The sequence below is a fragment of the Microcoleus sp. B5-D4 genome, assembly GCF_036705145.1.
Lineage (GTDB): Bacteria > Cyanobacteriota > Cyanobacteriia > Cyanobacteriales > Microcoleaceae > Microcoleus.
Window position 1 is genome coordinate 38,656 of the sequence record NZ_JAUBTV010000048.1, and the last position, 19,431, is coordinate 58,086.

Below are 19,431 nucleotides of genomic sequence, written 5' to 3' on the forward strand. Positions count from 1 at the left end.
TTTTGAGTTTTGAGTTTTGAGTTTTGAGTTTTGAGATTGCCTCGCAGCAAGCTGAAAACGCTTGGCTGCGAGTTAATTTTTAACAAGCATATCTGTATCAGCGGCTTGAATAGGGACAATAAATAAATTGTTATAGCAACAATTTCCCCTGAGCCTATTCAGTAACTCATCACTTTTCTGTCATCACTTCTACTTGAAAATTTCCCAGTACCAATTACCGATTACCAGTTACTTATTACCACAGCAAAAAAGGAGAGTTTTATATGTCAATGGTTCCCCTGCCCGGACTAAAAGAAATGGTCGAAGGTATTAGCAAAGAACGCAATTTACCCAAACACGCCGTCCAAGCAGCCTTGCGAGAAGCCCTGCTCAAAGGATACGAACGCTACCGCCGTACCCAAAAACTCGATCACTTCAGCGAAGAATACTTCGACAACTTTGATGTAGAACTCGACGCAGAACAAGAAGGCTTCCGCGTTTTAGCAAACAAAACTATTGTCGAAGAAGTCATCAATCCCGATCACGAAATCTCACTTTCCGAAGTGCAAGAAGTAGCCACGGAAGCTCAGCCGGGGAGTATCGTGCTCGTAGACGTAACACCAAATCAAAAAGAATTTGGTCGGATGGCGGCCATCCAAACCAAACAAGTTCTCGCTCAAAAACTGCGCGACCAACAGCGCAAAATGATTCAAGAAGAGTTTAAAGATTTAGAAGAAACCGTTCTTCAAGCAAGAGTGCTCAGGTTTGAGAGGCAGTCGGTAATTTTAGCAGTTACCAGCAGCTTCGGTCAGCCAGAAGTAGATGCCGAACTCCCTAAGCGCGAACAGTTGCCCAACGACAATTACCGGGCCAACGCTACATTCAAGGTTTATCTCAAAAAAGTAGGCGAAGGCTCAACTCGTGGGCCGCAGTTACTTGTTTCTAGAGCCGACGCAGGTTTGGTGGTTTACCTGTTTGCTAACGAAGTACCAGAAATAGAAGACGGGGTGGTGAGGATTGTCGCCGTAGCCAGGGAGGCAAATCCGCCATCCCGGCACGTCGGCCCCCGGACTAAAATAGCAGTTGATACTCTCGATCGCGACGTTGACCCTGTAGGAGCCTGCATCGGAGCGCGGGGATCGCGGATTCAGGTAGTAGTCAACGAATTGCGCGGCGAAAAAATCGACGTGATCCGCTGGTCTCCAGACCCAGCAACTTATATTGCTAACGCTCTGAGTCCCGCTAGAGTAGATGAAGTGCGTTTAGTTGCTCCAGAAGGCAGGAGAGCTCACATTTTGGTCGCTGAAGACCAACTGAGTCTTGCCATTGGCAAAGAAGGTCAGAATGTCCGCCTCGCAGCCCGCCTAACCGGTTGGAAAATCGATATCAAAGATATTGCTAAGTACGATCGCGCGGCCGAAGACAGCAAATTGGCAGCAGAAGCAACTAGGCTCGAAGAACTAGCAGGCGACTACGACGCAGACGAAGCAGGCGACTACGACGACGAGGAAACCGCAGAATTTGAGGAAGAGGAGGCAGTCGCCACGGAGGAAACCGAAGCCGCAGTCTAAAAACTGTGACATTCACTGTTATTTTCTCTCTTCGGGAGACAAGGAGGACTTGTCCCCTACTCCCTCCTCTCCCCCTACTCCCCCTCTGACAAGAAATGAAACCGAACTACCGGTGCTGTGCAAGTTGTCGAAAAATAGCTCCTAAGGAAGCTTTTTGGCGAGTAGTCAGGCTCTATCCTTCTCATCAGGTACAATTAGATCGTGGCATGGGCCGTTCTGCTTACCTTTGTCGGGAAGCCGAATGCCTCAAAGCAGCTCAGAAAAAAAATCGACTTGGGCGATCGCTCAAAGCGTCTGTGTCTGACGAACTGTACCAAACACTTTGGCAGCGTTTAGCCACATCTGACTGTACATCTTACTCGGGCCTAGCCGGACGAAAAACCGACAATAGTTCGGCATCGACTGTATAAACCCTCTTGGCAGCCCTACCAGTAATTACCGGTAGCGCCAGCTATAAAACCCCAATCCGATCTGCCCACCAGTCTGGAAAGATTTGTGTCAGATTAGATAAGGGTAGGGTACTAGCAGAGGTATCCTCAAGGTGGAAAGGCCAACTTTGAAGCTTGAGAGAGTGGGTTTTGCCAAAACTCAGACTTCGGAGTTCCAAGTTCCCAAACAGACTTGAGAATTCTTCAACCGCAGACTTCAGCGAGTTGCATCTTTTAGATAAAATTGCTGAGCGAGTACCAAAACCCCGATTCCTGACACTGAATCAATCACACCGAATGATGTCGTCATTAGCACAAAAAATCACAATGTAAAAACTGGTTGGCACAAAAGAGGGCAGAGTGGATGAACAACGGCAAAGTAAGAATTTACGAATTATCACGGGAACTAAATTTGGATAATAAAGACATCTTGGCAGTTTGCGAGCGGCTCAATATTTCAGTCAAGAGCCACAGCAGCACAATTACAGAATCCGAAGCAGAGCGCATTCGCAAAACGGCGGAAAAATACGTAGCCAGTAGCCACTCTTCCCCCGGCAAGCCAGCTCCACCCGAAAGAGCAGCCGCGCCATCGAGAGAATCTGGCCCTCACCCTAACGACCAACAAAAAAAGCAGCAAATTTTAGAAATACGCAGTCCAAAAGTACGGCCGGCTGGTGCCTCCTCCCAGCCTGCAGGCAACGAGGAGAACAAAAACCAGCCGGCGGCAACCGTGGCAACTCCTCCCAAGTCGCCTGCTGCTCAACAACTCCAGCCTCCAGCTAAACCAAATATCAATCGACCTGTACTGTCGAAGCCAAATGTCGCTGTGTCGGCGGCTCCGTCAGAAAGAGTGTCGGAAAATGTAGGTGCGATCGCCCCGGAAACCACCGCCCAGGCTCAGGCACCGGCGGCACCTCAACCGCCGTCGTCCAAGGCTCCAGAACGCACCCAGCAACCGCCGATGGCCCCTCCTGCGCCCTCGGCAAAACTCACGTCGCCGCCCGTCAGAGGGGCGTCCGAGTCGGCTAGCCGTACCCCACAAAATCTGGGGAACAAGCCGGTACTCAAACTGGCAAAAACCGAGCAAGAGCAATCAGGACAGTCAGAAACTCTGGAAGCGCCGGCTAAACCGAGCCGCCCCAGCAGACCTGCACCGGGAGGTACCGAATCTCGCGACGCGCGCATACCGCGCCGGGAAGGCCCTGGTGGCCCAGTCAAAACTCCACTGGCCGATCGACCCCAGCCCGGTGGGCCGCGCCGGAGCCTGGCCCCCGCAACGTCAGCTACCGGGCTGCGTAGCCGGGGCGGTGGCACCGGAGCGCTAGGGGATGACACTGATGACAATGAAGAAGATAATACGCCGTTGCTGGAGATTCCTCTCCTCGAAAGGCCCTCCCTCCCTCGTCCTGCCAAAAAGACATCGGTCATTTGGGAAGAAGATGATGACGAAAACTCAGATGCTGCCAAAGCTGCCAAAGCTGTTAAGGCAAAACGTTCTCGCCTCAAACCCATAGACGAGGATGACGATGACTTAGAAAACGGCTTGGATCTCCCAGCACCAGTCACGGTCAGCCTGTCCCTAGCCCGCCCAGCGAAAGCGAAGGGACAAGCAGCACCCAAGTCAACACCAACTCCGGGCGCACCCGGAAGCAGCGGAAAAAATAAGAGACCAGGCCCTTCTCACGATAAAAGTTCTTCAGGTTCGAGCGGGGGACGCGGCAACCGGGGCAAAACAGCCGAAGCTAAGGTAGAACGTCCAGAAAAGCTGCTGCTGAGCAGGCCGATGACCGTTCAAGAACTAGCAGTTACTCTGGCTGTTCCCGAAACCGAAATTATTAAGCGGCTTTTCTCTAAAGGAATTGCGGTAAATATTACCGAAACCCTGGACATTCCAGCGGTGAGGATGGTAGCCGAAGAAATGGGCGTAGAGGTGGAAACCCCAGAAAAAGTAGCCCCAGCTATCAAAGTGATCGAGATGCTGGACGAAGCGGATTTGGAATACCTCGAACGCCGTCCCCCAGTAGTAACGATTATGGGTCACGTGGATCACGGTAAAACTACCTTGCTCGACTCGATCCGCAAAACCAAGGTGGCTCAGGGAGAAGCTGGGGGCATTACCCAGCACATCGGTGCTTACCACGTGGATGTGGTACACGAAGGCAAGAGCCAGCAGGTGGTATTTTTGGATACGCCCGGTCACGAAGCCTTTACAGCGATGCGGGCTCGGGGAACACGGGTTACGGACATCGCCATCTTGGTGGTGGCGGCGGACGACGGCGTGCGACCCCAGACAATTGAAGCGATCAGCCACGCGAAAGCTGCGAAAGTGCCAATTGTCGTGGCTATCAATAAAGTTGACAAGGAGGGTGCTCAGCCGGAACGGGTGAAGCAAGAGCTTACTGAGTACGGCTTGGTGGCAGATGACTGGGGGGGCGATATCACGATGGTTCCAGTCAGCGCGATCCGAGGCGAAAACCTGGATACGCTGTTGGAAATGATTCTGACAGTCGCGGAAATGGAAGACCTCAACGCCAACCCGCACCGACCGGCTAAGGGTACTGTGATTGAAGCTCACCTCGACAAGGCAAGGGGGCCTGTGGCAACTCTGCTGGTTCAGAACGGCACTCTGCGAGTGGGCGATATTGTGGTCGCAGGCTCGGCTTTGGGCAAGGTGCGGGCAATGATCGATGACCGGGGCGATCGCGTAGAACACGCAACTCCATCCTTCGCGGTGGAAGTGCTAGGGCTGCGGGAAGTTCCTCGCGCCGGAGACGAGTTTGATGTCTTCGCAAACGAAAAAGAAGCTGCGGCGATCGCAAGCGGAAGAGCTACCTCCAGACGAGATTCACGCCTGCTGCAAGGCGGCCGGATCAGCCTCAGCGGCTTCTCTCAACAAGCTAAGGAAGGCGTTCTCAAGGAACTCAACTTGATCTTGAAGGCAGATGTCCAAGGCTCCCTCGAAGCAATTGTCGGCGCTCTGACTCAACTTCCTCAAAAAGAAGTTCAACTCCGACTGCTGCTATCTGCTCCTGGGGAAATTACAGAAACGGATATTGACCTCGCAGCAGCCAGTAATGCTGTAATTATCGGGTTCAATACTACTCTGGCCACCGACGCTCGCCTCGCGGCTGACCAAGCTGGCGTAGACGTGCGGGAATACAGCATCATCTACAACCTCTTGGATGACATTCAAGGGGCGATGGAAGGTCTGCTGGAACCCGAATTGGTGGAAGAACCTTTGGGTCAAGTCGAAGTCCGTGCTGTCTTTGCGATCGGTCGCGGGGCTGTGGCTGGATGTATGGTACTCTCTGGCAAAGTCATCCGTAACTGTAAGGTGCGGGTGCGCCGGGGCAACAATGTCGTTTACGAAGGTGTCCTCGACTCCCTAAAACGGATGAAGGAAGATGCCAAGGAAGTCAATTCTGGCTTTGAATGCGGCATTTCCTTGAGCGGGTTTAGCGACTGGGCGGATGGCGATCTTATTGAAGCCTACCGGATGGTTACTAAACGCCGGACTCTCTCTCAATAGTTTTGAGTTGTGAGTGTTGAGTTGGAAGAGAATTTTTGAGCGATCGGCAATTTGGTTGCGATCGCTCGCAACTCTTCTCTTCACTCAATACTCCCAAACTCATCACTCCCAACTTTTGTTTTTAAGTTATAGCAGCAGCAAGAAGCCAGAAGGCAGAAGGTTTTAGTTATCGAGGTGAGAAGGAAGAAGGAAGAAGGAAGAAGGAAGAAGGTTTTAGTTATCTAGGAAAGAATGTAGAAGCAATACAAGCAAAGATGTTAGCAATTAACAACGTCCTAATCGTCTTGGCTGTTGCTGAAAATTCAAAATTTAAAACTAAAATAAGACTTACGCAAAGCAACCGAGTTGCCTCCCACAATGCTCGGTTTGACCGCTAGATATGTACTCTTCACACCGGGTTTCTTGGTTAAGAGTGCGTCCCAGACTATCAAAACTCAAAATTCAAAACTCATAACTCATAATTATTGAAAGTGCGTTCTTTTTGGTCAGATCCTTTTTTGTGGATTCACCTTTCTGGGGCGGCTACACTGCCGATTTTCCTAGGATTGTGCTTGCTGGGACTGGCAGTGGGTTCTCCCCTGCTCCCTGTCTGGTTAGAAATCTTTTTAGTGGCTGTAGCAGGTATTGTTCCTGTGCTGTGGATGCAGTGGTTCCGCCCTTTTTACATTTTTAGTATTTTAGTTGTGGCGGTAAAACCGCAGAATTTAACTTCTGTGCAGCACCGACTTCTGACTCGGTTTAAAACTAAGTTAAATCAAGGAATCGCTCTTTTTGTAGCTGTTTTGCTGGCAGTAATTTTGTGGCAACTCTACCGATGGGCTCCTCTCGCGGCTTCGGTGGCTCCCTTTCCTCCTTCCTGGCGGTGGGCTGGATTGTTGTTGGCAGTTGCTGCTTTTTTAGCTAGCAATTTGTTTTTGCAGGTGTCTGCTAGTGTCATGGCGGTTTTGTTGACGCCGGAATCAGAATTGGCAGCGACAAAGCCTCATGTTTTAGAAAAAATTCGGCAGGATTTTACGATCGCGCCTTGGCAAGTCGATCGACTTTTGCCGGCTTTTGCAGCCGACACAACTGCCGCTGTGGCTGCACCCGCAGAGTCAATTGGGCCAGCATCCGGCATAGGGAATTCGTCAGTCGGCAGTCTTGTCAACCCCAAAACTGCTGACACCAACGGCGTTACATCTCTACCCGAAGAGTGGAGCGAAAAAAAGTGAAATAAAAAATTAAGAGGGGGACAATTGTAGTTTAAGCTACTTTAATTTGTACAGATGTATGCTGTGAAAAAATTAGGTAAGGCCCCTCTTCTGATAGAGATTATTAATAGTCTTAATATTTAATTTTTAATCGCAAGTTGTGGATATTTTATGTTGGCTCTTTGGAGAGAAGAATCTATAATAGAGAGTGTCAAGGTCAGCTTTCAATCCTTACAGGGGATTAAAATAGAGGTATAACAATATGGCGAATTATCTACCGATCGCGCAAGAACCTCAAGCCGCAGAGCCGATCGAGCTGTGCGAAGATTCTGAAATCTGGGGCAGTCTCAAATCCGCGATCGGCGCAAGTTCAGGATTTCAACGGTGGCAGCTAGAACTCAATTTTGAGCGTCAGCAGCAAAATGCCACCATCGATCAGCAGGTTCGTTCCTATCTGCGGGAAACTTTAGAAACTTTGGCTTACTGAATTCGCTAAAACCCAATATTGTCACGGTTTGTGAATTTTACAAGCCAATTCTGCTGGCATCCCCTCCAATATGCTAGGTTAGTGCCGAGAGTGAGTGTCGAGAGTGAGTGTCGAGCACAACTTCGGAGATCAAATTGCAGGGGACAGTATTTCTCGGCGTTGCTGATTTACGGTATGAAAGGCTAAATATGCAAGTCATAGAAACCAGTATCCACAAAGCTTCTGCCTTTTCAACTTATTTTTTTCATACCTTAATTAAGCAACGCCCAGCAAGCCCTATTTAAATTAGTCACTCATCTCCAAATATTTGACTTTCCCAAGCTTTTTAGCTATGGTTGTTTCTCACAAATCATTTAGGATTGCTATACTTCAGGAGCAACTTTTCGTAAACTCTCGAACATCTATCCCGCTCTAGATTTGACAGCGAAGTTATCTGATTTTAGATTTGAGATTTTAGAATTAGGAATGACTGATTCCCGTCTGGTTTGAAGCTTGGCGGGAGTTAGATTTTTTTTTAAACTTGTGTAAAAATTAGGCAAATTTTGCACAAAAAAATGTAACTCCCCTGTAATTGATGCAGGTTCAGAAACATTGTGCGATCGCTCGAAGCAATCAACCATCCTTGACCAAATCCACTACAATCTAGGCAGACGAATCTTGTTCAAAACGTCTTGCAGCCGTTCTGACACGCCGCCCAATTGTTCCGACAAAGCTACAAGTTTGCCGTAAGCTTCAACTAAACGATCGCCCTCAACATAAACTTCTGGAGTAGGATAATTCTTCATCGCTTCCAGCATTGTAATCTCGTTATCATTAGTTGCAGACAGCACCAAGGCAGATCTCAAAGCTTCTCGATTTGCATTCCCAGAAGGAGTGCGAATTACCTGACCTACCTCATCGAGAATTATTTCCCCAACCTTGCTGTTAAGCGTCCGATCCAAAAAGCTTTGACTGACTTTTACTGGTCTTGTCAGACTGTTGCGAACCGCTTCTGGGTCTTTTTTTGCTTTTCCCAGCAACATTTCTAACGCGGGCGACATTTTCCCAGTTTCTGCAAAAATTTCTAATTCGCTGACGGGTAAAGTCATTCGGATCGCACTGTATTTGAGCACTACCTTTTCGGCCGCCGCCGCCCCATTGCTGTAAAATACAATTCCCGCGCCTGCTGCTAAAAATAGTGTCCACCGCCCTTTGAAAAATGATCGACCCATAGTAAAATCTCCCAACATCTTTTTCTACTTCGACTTTGACACATCTTATTAGTTACTGTACAGGCCAAGGTCTTCGGGAAATGCCACATTATTCGATCGCCCCAGCACTTATACCATTTTAGATTTTAGATTTTAGATTTTAGATTGGCGAATGACTGATGACGATCGTGGTTTCGATCGCAAGTCTACAGTTGGATGATTTTTGGGAACTGGTATTACCTATATCGGATGCTAGGCAAAAAACTCGGTTCAGGGCACTTGTACCGGCCTCTCTGTACACGGTGCACACCCTACTGATAACACTCAACCATTCAGTTTTGCGACCACGATTCAACAGTCAACAGTCAACAATCACCGACGGTGCAACCGGAATTGATATGATTCTCTCTCCCAATCTGCCGATCCTAGCAAAATGCCGAACGCCAGCTCTTCTATCAGTGAAGGCTGGCGCTGGGCTTAAATTTATTTTATATATTTAGGGTCTTTATGAAAGCTGACCCCAATTGAACGAATGACAAGCGGTTTATGATTAGGGCCTTTAAATTTGCTGACCCCAATTTAAGCCACAGTCTTATAATTACAGGGATCGCTGGAAAACCACGATTTCATAATAATTTCTTTATATTTATAACTTTTCCTTGCCTCAGATAGATTTTTGTCTCGATTTGTAAATTTTTGTTACTTCGACTTCGGGGATCGGCCCTCGGCGCGCTGCTCCCAGCGAAACAGGAACACCATCAGGGCCACAACTCCGACTTGGAGGGCAAAATTAGGCAAAGCAGAACCAATTTCCCGGCCCGAGGCAATTTTAGCGAGGAAAACCAAGCCGCCGATAAAGCCCGAAGCGCCACAAGCTACGTAAACAAACTGTCGCAGAGGCCGGTAGGGAGTGGCCATTTCTGCGGTTAAACGCTCGTATTGTTGGCGGCTGAGGTTGCGCGGGTTTTTTGGGATGTATGTGCGATCGTCCGAATTTGGAGCTGGCATAGATTTAGAAAATAAGTAAATTAAGATTGGACCACAAAAACCCGATTTATACCAAAAATCCTCTGGCTGAGGTGGCCAATACGGTCGAAAAACCTGGTTTTTGGTACTTTGGGCGCAAGTCGAGTGAATATTAGGCTACAACAAATATGTCACAACTGCCGCCATAAATCACCGCTGAAGCAAAAGCACCACTGTCTGCAAACAGCCGACAAAAACACCCAAAATGCCTCCTAAATTTACAATTCCCTGCAACTCGCTTTTGACAATTCCCTGAATTGCTAACTCCAACTCTTCAGGAGAAGTACCTTTGACTCGATCGACAATCACCTGGTCAATATTCAAAATCGGGATAGCCTGAGCTACAATATTTTCTAAATCCCGCTCTAGATAGCGCTCTAAAACCAAAGCCAGTTCTTGGCTGACAATTCCTAGGGAAGCGCTCATCACCGCTGAAGTTTGCAATCGATTGAGAAGCAACCGCGAAATATTTTCCCAGTCAATAGATTTGCTCAACCCCTCAAGTACGTCTGTACCCCGCTGTTGAACATAGCTGCGAACACTGTCGCGCATAGTTTTTCGCAACTGTCTCACAGTCGAAACCGGTAAATTTTGCATCGACAAATTTTGCAGCCATTCCTGAATGCGCCCGCGAATTCCCAAAGAAATAGTTAACTCTGCTAAGCGCTGATTTGTCGCTTCTCTGTCATCCAGACAAAAAGTCCGCAGCCGAGTTAAAGTGTTTCGCAAACCAAACAAATTTGCTACTACCCAATAAGTACCGCTGGTTTTTTCTCGAAACCCTTCATCGATGATCGAAATATTGCGATCCGTCAAAAAGTCAATTAAAGCCTGCCGCAGCACTTCCGGGGGTATTACTACCTGCAACAACCACTCAGCAAGCTGAGCAGCCTGAGCTTCCGTTAGCTGAATCTCCAGCAAAACTTGATCAAAAATTTGATTTAGCTGAGCTTCTAAAAAATCTTCCCGACGCGCCATAACTTTGAGAATTCGCGGCACAGATTCCCCCAGCAAATCTCGCAAAATGTTAGCGAGAATTTTAGCCGTTTTTTGCTCTGCGTCTGCTTTTACCTGATCCAGCGCCAACTGCAACAGCCAGAGAATTATCGACTGCATCCGCTCGGTTTGCAGGAGGCGGCGCGCTAAGTTTTGCAGTTCCTGTGGCGTCAGCAGCGAACCCATGATTGTGTCGGAAATTCGCTTTGCTAAACGCTCTTGGTTGCGGGGGATCAAGCCTGGAGTGAAAGGCAACTTCCGCCCTTTGATGTAAATAGCTCGATAGGGGCGGAACAGCATTTTGATAGCTATATCGTTAGTGAAATAGCCAATAATTCCTCCCACTACAGGTGGGGCCAACAACAGCCAAATGTCAGACGGATTCATAAATGATTAAAAATAGGGTAAGGTGCACACGGATCGGTGCACCCTATAGTTAGATAGCTGATATAGACTGCAAGCATTTTTAATTTTAAATTGCTTTGCCCAGTACCAATACTCCCATCATAGCTCCGGCAATGGGGTAGTGGGTGGCGGCGGCAAATCCGGCTTGGCGGGCGATCGCGACTTGTTGCTGGCCGATCGGGAATTTTTCTAAACTAGGATTAATGTAGGCATATTCTTGAGTCATGCCAAATTGCTGAGCAATGGGCACTACAAGAGTGTCTAGATAAAACTGCTGAAAGCTCCGCATTAGGGAATTGCTGGGGCGGTGGAGGTCGAGAATAGCTGCTTTGGCACCGGGTTTGAGCACGCGGTGCAATTCCTGAAGACTGCGGGGGATGTCAGTCACGTTACGCAGCCCGTAACCCATTGTGGCGCAGTCGAAGTAATTGTCAGCAAAAGGCAAGTCTAGGGCGTCAGCTTCTACCCAGGAAATGGGACTAGCAGGGGTGAGAAAAGGTCGATCTCGCCTAGCAGCCACGGCCAATTGTTCGGCGGAAAAATCTACTCCAAATACGCAACCAGTCGGCCCTGCTTGTTTGGCCAGCAACAAAGCTAGATCCCCGCTACCGCAGCACAAGTCTAAACAAGTATTTCCGGGGCCCGCACTGCTCCATTTCACCGCCATTTGCTTCCAAATCCGGTGTTGCCCAAAGCTCAACCAGTCGTTCAATTGGTTGTAAACAGGTGCAATTCGATTAAATATAGTTTTAATTTGTTCGGCGTTATTAGTCATTAGTTATTAGTTGTTAGTCATTGGTCATTAGTCATTAGCCATTAATCATTGGTCATTGGTGATTTATCAGCAGGAAAAAATAATTAATTCGTGCATTCATGTCATGCTGTCGCCAGTCATTAATGCTTTTTTATTTGTTAGCTATCCGCGAGATTTTGTCTTGAATCCTTCGTTGGCTCTTATTTTAAACTCAAGACAGAGAGCCGACTAATAACTAATGACTGACAACTAATGACTGACGATCCCGCCCAAAAACAGGTACAAGCTCCCGACAATCGTCGTGGAAATTCAAAAATTTTAGACTTTTGTTCAAGCTCCAAGATTCACTGCGCTGCAAGTAAATCTAAAATCTAAAATCTAAAATCTAAAATCTAAAATCGATTGACTGATGACTAATGACCCTGAAAACTCGTCAATACCAAAGCAACTTCTTGAGCGGCGAGGTGAACGGTTGTGAGTTCGTCGGGGCGCAGGGAACAAGGTTGTTTCCACTGCATGGAAATTAGGGCGATCGATCGACCTTTGTGACTAACCGGGATGCTCAGGTGAGCTTGAATGCCGGATTTCTGATAGTGCGGCAGACTCGCTAGGTTGGTGTCGAGTCCAATATTCACAACACCCTGAATAGTTTGAGAGGTAATTGCTTCTCGAACCAGAGGGTCATCCGCCAGCCAATTTTCCACAGTTGAACCCGTGGTGTGACAGCCTTGGACTGGGATTAAAACATTTCCTTCCACCAGTTGCAAAATGCAAAAGTCCGCCAAAAAATTATCACTTATAGCAGTAGCAATTGGATCTAAACTTGCTTCCAAACTCGGATAATCCACAGCCGTTTGCATGATTGTTGCTAACAGTTGTATTTGATTTTGAGCGCGATCCAATTCCTCAGTCCGCTGCTTGAGAATTTCATAAGTCTCGGCTGCCTTTTGCACCACCATTTTCAGTTCGTTCGGGTCCCAAGGCTTGGTGATATACTTATAAACCTGTCCTGAGTTAATCGCATCCACCAAGTCTTCAATGTCCGTAAAACCAGTCAAGATAATTCTGACCGTATTCGGAAACTGGGGCACGGTTTTGCTCAAAAACTCCGTTCCCTTCATTTCGGGCATCCGCTGGTCGGAAATGATTACGGCGACCTCGCCTTCGATGCCGAGGACTTCCAAGGCGCGAATTCCGCTCTCAGCTTTGAGAACGTTAAAATCTCGTCGGAAAGTGCGGTAGAGTAAATCCAGATTGTCTGGTTCGTCGTCTACTACCAGCATTTTGGGCTTTTTCGGTCTGTGTAGGGTCATGAGCTGGCGTTTAATTTGATCTAGCTCTGAAATGGCATTATCCATAACAATACGATAAACTCCCCTTTGTACATTTAGGCGAGCAACTATTCTTTGACACTCCCCACGCATAGAATGCGGGGGATTCTTCTCTCAAAGGCTCGACTCTAGACCGATATTACTATCGATCCCCGATAGAACGCCTCCAGAAGCAGTTTTACTCACGGGCTGCCCGACCGCAAGAATACCTCTGTCTCTAATTACTTGTGCTGCTGCTGTATCGCGATGAGTGGTGTACCCGCACGAATGACAACTATGGATTCTGACATCCAAGGTTTTCTTACCAGTATGGGTTCCACATTGGGGGCAAATTTGACTCGTATAGTTTTTATCAACACGAGCAAAATACACCCCGCGCTTCCAACACACATGAGACAGAATCGAGAAGAATTGACCATAGGCTGCATCGAGACTATGTTTACCGAACATCCCCTTTGCCCAAGCCTTAAAATTGATATCCTCAATGAATATCATTCCTGCTTGGTCACATAACCTATGAGCTAATTTATAGTGCCAATCCTTTCTGGTATCACTGATTTTTTGATGAATTCTAGCAATCTTTTTCTGGAGAGCAAGCCAATTCTTAGACCCTTTTCTTTGATGCTTTAATCTTCGCTGCAGTGATTTCAACTCGCGGTGAAGTGCCTGAAAAAATCTCGGTCTGTTGACTAATTCTCCATCTGAAGTTGCGAGGTATTTGTCAAGCCCAATATCTACCCCTAATGGATGTCCTGACGGTGGGCGAGCGGGCAGGTTGACTGCTAACTGGTAGGTCAGCATGACAAAATATCCTGATGCCCTTTTAACTACTCTAATTTGCTTGAGTATAAAACCCTCTGGTGTGGGTCTAGACATTTTCATCCTTACCCACCCAATCTTAGGCAGATTAACCTTTCCATTCTCCACTGCTGCATCCTTAACAGCCGGGAAAACAAACGATCGCATCCGTTTTTTGAAGCGAGGAAACCCATGCCCTCTATCCCACATTGCCACAAATGCCGACTCTAAAACCTTTAAAGTTTGCTGCAATACTTGCGAATGAGGGGTCTTTAATTCGGGACAATGCTTCTTAGCTTCTGCCAAACCTTTGCACTGACTAGCATAGGTTGGTCTAGGAGTATCCGGTGAGATAATATACTCACCAACTATCGAACAAGCATTAACAGAAGACTTACGAGAATTCACCCAATCTTTCCGTTCTCGCAAGGCATAGTTATAAACCTGACGACAAACAGACAACCAAATCTCAAATATTTGAACTTGAGATTTGGTTGGACGTAGTTTGTACTCGTGAGTTACTGTTAGCATGATATAATCATATCATGCTTTTAGAAATCAACCAGGATTTTTCTAAGACTGTAGGTAGCCGCCTCCGCTGCCGAGTTCATCCCCACGCCTGAAGTCGGGGGCTTTCCTCTCGTTTTCCGGTAACAATAGTCTCATAACTCACTTACTATTAATCTATCGCTCTGCCGCGACACGAGCCTTGCCGGTATCCAATTACACATAACTTAGCCTGAGTTTTTGATTCAATTATGACTGATACACCGCAAGATTCCTCCCCTCCTGCATCTGCATCCTCCACAAATGCTGTGGATGCTGAAAAGTTAATTCGATCGCTCCGCCGCAAAGAAGGCACTTGGGTAGAGTGGGGACAGGCCTGCACAGCACTGCTAAAAGCTGGCTACAACTCTCAAAGGATTTTTGAAGAAACTGGTTTTGAGCCAATTCAGCAAAATCAAGTAAGCGTCGCAGCCCAAGTTTACACCAGCATGGTCAATGCTGGGGCTTCAGAGGAAGTTCGATCGCACTTTTTGGGCAAAGGTAGCGATATCTTATACGAGTTTCGGATTCTCTCTCAAGTAGAGCGTGCCGGGGCGGCTGCTTTGATGCTAACCCACAACTTGGATGTTGACGATGCTCGCCAAGTTGCTAAAGCGATCAAGGAGTTTTCGCACTTCGGGAGTCTCCCCCAAGGGTTCACAGACACTCCCGGCGATGCTATGGCTTACCAATGCTGGCAATTGGCGAGACAGAAAAGCGATTTGCAAGAGCGATCGCGCTTAATTGCTCGCGGTTTAAAATTAGCTAGCAGCCAAACCGCTAGGGCGCAAATCGAGCAGTTGCTCGTCGATTTTACCGTAGTTGCGAGACGGGAAGCGCCCCGCTTGCCCGTCTACCGGCTGGATACCGAAGAACAATTGCCGCGCGTTGTCCCGGTTGTCGGCAAATTGCCGCTTTCTACGACAGATTTGCTGGCAGTGCCTTTGCCGGAGGAAATCGAGCCGTTCCGAATGGTAAAATTTTCTGGAGCAGGAGCTTGGGTGGCGATTCCCGGATGGCAGGTAATTTTGAACGCTGAAGATCCGGTGGCGGTTTTGGGAATGAGCGATAAATTGCCGGTACCGCTGCAAGGCAAAGTTGAAGAAGTTTTGATTATTGCCGATCGAGCTCAAAGACAGTGGGATGCTGACAGTTATTTCCTCGCAGATAACGCTGGCAATTTAGAATTGTACTGGTTTGAACAATCCCCGGATATTCCTATTTTGGGGCGAGTTGTTCTGGTGATGCGTCCCAAAAAGATTGTGGATGAAGACTATACCAAAGATGGATGGCAAATTGATGATTAGTGAGTTGACTGTTGACTGTTGATGGTTGTCAGTTGACGGTTGTCAGTTGTCGTTGGTTTTAAGAACGGTTTCTTCGGCTGTTCCCCAATACATAAATTTTATGTGGGTGGAATGACTAATGACTAATGACTAATGACTACTGACTACTGAGGCGGTTTCGGTTCTTGAATTTGCGGAACAGAATGCTGTTTCTTAAATCGATTAAAGCCGTAAACCGCAGCCCCAATTAACAGCAAATAAGGACTGTAAGCCAACAGCCAAATACCCAAAGCAAACAAACCGAGCGTCAATTCACCCACAGAATGAGTCGCTTTCCCCCAAGTTTCCTGCGCCCGCAAACCTAGAGAAGGTTCCTGAGTTTGTTGAGCCGATACTGCTGCTTCTAGAGTTAAGCTAATAGTTGAATAGGCTACTTGATTTCGCAAACTTTTTAACTGAGCGTCAATGCGTTCGATCGACTCCCGAATGTTGCTCAACTCTTGAGAAGCTTTGAGTACATCGCCGACAGAACCCGATCGCTCCATAATTTTTAACACCATTTCCTCGGATTTGCGGAGATTCCGCAGTCTAGCCTCGCTGTCAACTAATTGAGTGGTAACATCCTCAGCCGTCAGAGAACGGTTCTCTACAGTTCCGAGTTTTGCCAAAGCATTTAAAGTAGTTTCTAAACGTTCTTGAGGCACCCGAATCTCCACAGACGCGGTTTGGCGGACACTCGAATCCGGCGGCTTCTGATTTTGGAAACCCAAGATATCGCCTTGCTGTTTTTCGACAATATTAGTAACAGATTTAGTGCTGGCGTCAATAGATTTGACAACTACACTGAGTTGGGCTTTTTTAATCAGTTGGGGACGGGTTGCGGTCGTTTCTGCTGCTTTTTTTGATGCACCAGAAGTTTGTGACCTTTGGGCTGCTGGATCGGGTGCTGGTGCCGATTGTGGAGCCGATTCGGCCACTTGGTTTTCACGGATGCTGGATGAACCTGCGCCGCCTGGAGCGCTGCTGGACGTTTGAGCTCCTCCGCAGCTAGGCAAAGCAATTGTGGAAGATAAAGTTAAGAATACCGCAACAGCAAAACGAGTTGTGCTGTTGTTGGCTGGGTTTGGGTTTGGCTTGTGGGGCGGGGAATTGATTTTGAGGTGAGTTTTCATTTGGGTGACTCCTCTAAAAAAGGCTTGGGTATTGAATTTTATGCTGGTTTTAATTTAAGCTCGAATAGATAGCGTTAGTTTAGCCGATACCGAAATGGAAACGGTAGAGGTTGCAGATTTTTTTATTTTTAACCGCAGATGAACGCAGATAAACGCGGATGTAATAATGACTGATGAATTTGATTCTGATTTTATGCGATCGACAACCAATATCGATCGCCCTGGCAACATTTCCTCTGGGTTAGACTCTGCGGCAGTTTTGCGAGAACAAGCTTGCCTTAAAATTCGCGAAAGCTTGCGTGCGGGGCAGCAAGACATGGCGGATTGGCAAGGCGGTCCCCTTGCTGTTTCGGCGGTTCCGGGGGCCGGGAAGTCTACGGGAATGGCTGCTGCGTCGGCAATTGCGATCGCCCGCAACGGGCTTCACAGCCGCCGCCAGTTAATTGTCGTCACATTTACGCGATCGGCTGCTGCTAATATTAAAGCTAAAATTCGGGAAAGATTGACAGAATTGTCTTTATCTCAAGGCGGTTTTGCGGTGCACACTTTGCACGGTTTAGCTTTGAATATTGCGATGCGCCATCCTGATTTGTCGGGTTTAAATTTAGAAAATTCAACCTTAGTTACTCCCACTCAAAGTCACCGATTAATTCGCACCTGTGTAGAACTTTGGATTGCGGAAAATCCCCGCAGATATCAAGTTTTGTTGGAAGGACAGCAATTCGACGGAGAGGAAACGGAGAGGCTGCGGCGACAATCGGTTTTGCGGACGGAAATTTTGCCGCAGGTAGCTAAAACTGTGATTCACGAGGCAAAATCTTCTGGTTTGTTTCCCGAACAGTTGTTAGAAATGAGCGCTCTTGATACTGGGGATGGTTATGAAATTTTAGCAGTAGCTGGGGGTTTATATCAAAAATATCAGGCTTTGTTGAGGAGTCGGGAATTCATCGATTATGACGAGATGATTTTAGCAGCTTTGCGGGTGTTGGAAAATCCGAAGGCGAGGGCGATCGAGCAAAAGCAAGTATTTGCCGTTTTTGAGGACGAAGCCCAAGATTCGACACCTTTGCAAACTCGGCTTTTGAAAACATTGGCGAGCGATCCAGAGCCTGCTAAATCACCTCCCAATTTTATCAGAGTTGGCGATCCAAATCAAGCGATTAATTCTACTTTCACTCCCGCCGATCCGATTTATTTTAACCAATTTTGTGATGAGTGCGAAGTAGAGAATAAGTTAGCGACAATGGACGGTGCCGGTCGCAGCACCCAAGTAATTATCGAGGCCGCTAACTTTATGTTGCAATGGGTAAATGGTTCGGAATTAGCGAAAAATGAAAAGCCTTTTCGCGACCAAACTATTAAGCCAGTACCCAGCGATGACCCGCAGCAAAATGCAAATCCGGCTCCGATTGGTCGAGGCTTAGAATTGCATACTCCGCGCGATATTTACCATACAGTTGAGTTGATTGGTAAGCGGGTAATTGAGTTAGTAGAAGAATTTTTACCAGCAGAGTTTGAATTTGGAATAAATGGCAAAAATATCGAATCAGGCGGTGAAGCGAGCGATGGGGAAAATAGTGCAAAATTGCCCTTAGAAAATCTGAAATCGATGGCTATTTTGGTGCGGGAAAATAAACAAGGTAAGTTTATCAAAGAAGTGCTAGAAAATCCTCAAAAACACGGATTAAGCTTTGATTTGCGTAAATACGGGATTAAAATTGAGGATGTGGGAGAACGCGACAGACATTCTCAAGTACCTTGGGAAATCTTAACACTGCTGCAATTTCTCGATCGCCCGCACTCTCCAGACTACCTGAAAGCAGCCTTAAAGATTTTGAGCGATCGACAACTCATCCCCAAACAAGACTACAATGCTTTTGCTACCAGCCCCGAACAATTCCTTTACCCAGGCCCCCTAGACCCCCAGCAGTCAGATCCCGTTCGCAAATGCCGCTATTTTTGCTGCGGTTTGCTGCAAGCTAGCTTAGAACTGCCGCCCTACCAAATCATTTCCTTCTTAGCCTTAGCGCTGCAATACGACCAAACAGAATTAGCCACCGCCGACAAATTAGCAGAACGAGTAGCAATCCAAACAGCCGGCAACAATTCAATGCGGAATATTTTGGGCGTACTTAGCGAAATTGTCAGTTCCGAAAGATTTGAACCTGTGGATGCAGACGACAAAATAGAAGAACGTTATACCAGCAAAGGTCAACTAACAATTATTACCATGCACAAAGCTAAAGGATTGGATTGGGATTGCGTATTTTTGCCGTTTCTGCACGAACAAACCATCCCCGGAAATTTGCGGGTTTTGCCGCAAACCCGATTTTTAGGAGATTTCACTTTAGCAGAGGTAGCGAGAGCACAAATTCGAGCAAGTTTGCACGGAAAATATCCTTTACCAAATCTAGGCGAAGCGTGGGAACAAGCAGGTTATTTGAAAACAGCAGAAGAGTTTCGACTGCTGTATGTGGCGATGACGCGAGCAAAAAGTTTGTTGTGGATGGCGGCGGAGAAAAAAGGGCCTTTTACGTGGAACAAACCAGAGAATTTACAGGAGCAAAAACCTTGTCCGGTAATGCCTGTCTTGAAGCAGAGATTTCCGAGTAATGCTATATAAAAGAAGTAAGAATTATATCATGTCCGGTCGATTACGCCAAATCATACCAATTTTAAAAAAGAATGCAACAGTATTCTTGTTCCCCCCGCAATGCAGCGGGGGGGCTAGGGGGGGTCGAAG

The 19,431-nt window shown here is 47.3% G+C and carries 14 protein-coding genes; 7 read left to right on the forward strand and 7 right to left on the reverse strand.

Going from position 1 to position 19,431, the window contains the following annotated elements; all coding sequences use genetic code 11:
- Positions 1-263 precede the first annotated feature (263 nt).
- The 5 genes from nusA to QUB10_RS21105 all read left to right on the forward strand — a co-directional run bounded on the left by nusA (position 264) and on the right by QUB10_RS21105 (position 7,184).
- A complete protein-coding gene (nusA, locus tag QUB10_RS21085; RefSeq protein WP_333205263.1) occupies positions 264-1,550 on the forward strand; it encodes a transcription termination factor NusA in 1,287 nt (428 codons plus the stop codon).
- Positions 1,551-1,645: 95 nt separating this feature from the next.
- On the forward strand, positions 1,646-1,960 hold the full coding sequence (locus tag QUB10_RS21090) for a YlxR family protein (protein ID WP_333152294.1): 315 nt from the start codon (positions 1,646-1,648) through the stop codon (positions 1,958-1,960).
- Between the two features lie 382 nt (positions 1,961-2,342).
- On the forward strand, positions 2,343-5,507 hold the full coding sequence (gene infB, locus QUB10_RS21095) for a translation initiation factor IF-2 (protein ID WP_333205264.1): 3,165 nt from the start codon (positions 2,343-2,345) through the stop codon (positions 5,505-5,507).
- A gap of 470 nt (positions 5,508-5,977) precedes the next feature.
- Entirely contained in the window at positions 5,978-6,718 is a 741-nt protein-coding gene (locus QUB10_RS21100) for a low-complexity tail membrane protein (protein WP_333205265.1), read from the forward strand.
- A 241-nt stretch (positions 6,719-6,959) separates the two neighbouring features.
- The gene (locus QUB10_RS21105; protein ID WP_333152289.1) at positions 6,960-7,184 is read left to right on the forward strand and encodes a hypothetical protein; all 225 of its coding nucleotides are present in this window, start codon (positions 6,960-6,962) and stop codon (positions 7,182-7,184) included.
- 635 nt (positions 7,185-7,819) lie between these two features.
- On the opposite strand, the gene QUB10_RS21110 is transcribed toward QUB10_RS21105, so the two are convergent.
- The 6 genes from QUB10_RS21110 to QUB10_RS21135 form a co-directional block, all read right to left on the reverse strand.
- Positions 7,820-8,395, reverse strand: coding sequence for an alpha/beta hydrolase (locus tag QUB10_RS21110; protein ID WP_333205266.1), 576 nt, complete (start codon positions 8,393-8,395; stop codon positions 7,820-7,822).
- Between the two features lie 678 nt (positions 8,396-9,073).
- On the reverse strand, positions 9,074-9,382 hold the full coding sequence (locus QUB10_RS21115; RefSeq protein WP_333205267.1) for a DUF3493 domain-containing protein: 309 nt from the start codon (positions 9,380-9,382) through the stop codon (positions 9,074-9,076).
- 168 nt (positions 9,383-9,550) lie between these two features.
- A complete protein-coding gene (locus tag QUB10_RS21120; protein WP_333205268.1) occupies positions 9,551-10,783 on the reverse strand; it encodes a DUF445 family protein in 1,233 nt (410 codons plus the stop codon).
- Between the two features lie 85 nt (positions 10,784-10,868).
- Positions 10,869-11,576 carry a bifunctional demethylmenaquinone methyltransferase/2-methoxy-6-polyprenyl-1,4-benzoquinol methylase UbiE gene (gene ubiE, locus QUB10_RS21125; protein ID WP_333205269.1) on the reverse strand — a complete coding sequence of 236 codons (708 nt, stop codon included), beginning with the start codon at positions 11,574-11,576 and terminating at the stop codon, positions 10,869-10,871.
- 392 nt (positions 11,577-11,968) lie between these two features.
- Positions 11,969-12,913: a response regulator gene (locus QUB10_RS21130; protein ID WP_333057724.1), complete on the reverse strand. Its 945-nt coding sequence runs from the start codon at positions 12,911-12,913 to the stop codon at positions 11,969-11,971.
- 87 nt (positions 12,914-13,000) lie between these two features.
- Positions 13,001-14,215, reverse strand: a complete 1,215-nt coding sequence (locus QUB10_RS21135; RefSeq protein ID WP_333057725.1) for a transposase — start codon at positions 14,213-14,215, stop codon at positions 13,001-13,003.
- A 227-nt stretch (positions 14,216-14,442) separates the two neighbouring features.
- Here QUB10_RS21135 and QUB10_RS21140 point away from each other — a divergent pair, with 227 nt between their 5' ends.
- A complete protein-coding gene (locus QUB10_RS21140) occupies positions 14,443-15,537 on the forward strand; it encodes a RuBisCO accumulation factor 1 (RefSeq protein WP_333057726.1) in 1,095 nt (364 codons plus the stop codon).
- A gap of 143 nt (positions 15,538-15,680) precedes the next feature.
- On the opposite strand, the gene QUB10_RS21145 is transcribed toward QUB10_RS21140, so the two are convergent.
- Positions 15,681-16,688: a DUF4349 domain-containing protein gene (locus QUB10_RS21145; RefSeq protein ID WP_333057727.1), complete on the reverse strand. Its 1,008-nt coding sequence runs from the start codon at positions 16,686-16,688 to the stop codon at positions 15,681-15,683.
- Positions 16,689-16,854: 166 nt separating this feature from the next.
- Here QUB10_RS21145 and QUB10_RS21150 point away from each other — a divergent pair, with 166 nt between their 5' ends.
- Positions 16,855-19,311: an ATP-dependent helicase gene (locus QUB10_RS21150; RefSeq protein WP_333205270.1), complete on the forward strand. Its 2,457-nt coding sequence runs from the start codon at positions 16,855-16,857 to the stop codon at positions 19,309-19,311.
- The last annotated feature ends 120 nt before the right edge of the window (positions 19,312-19,431 follow it).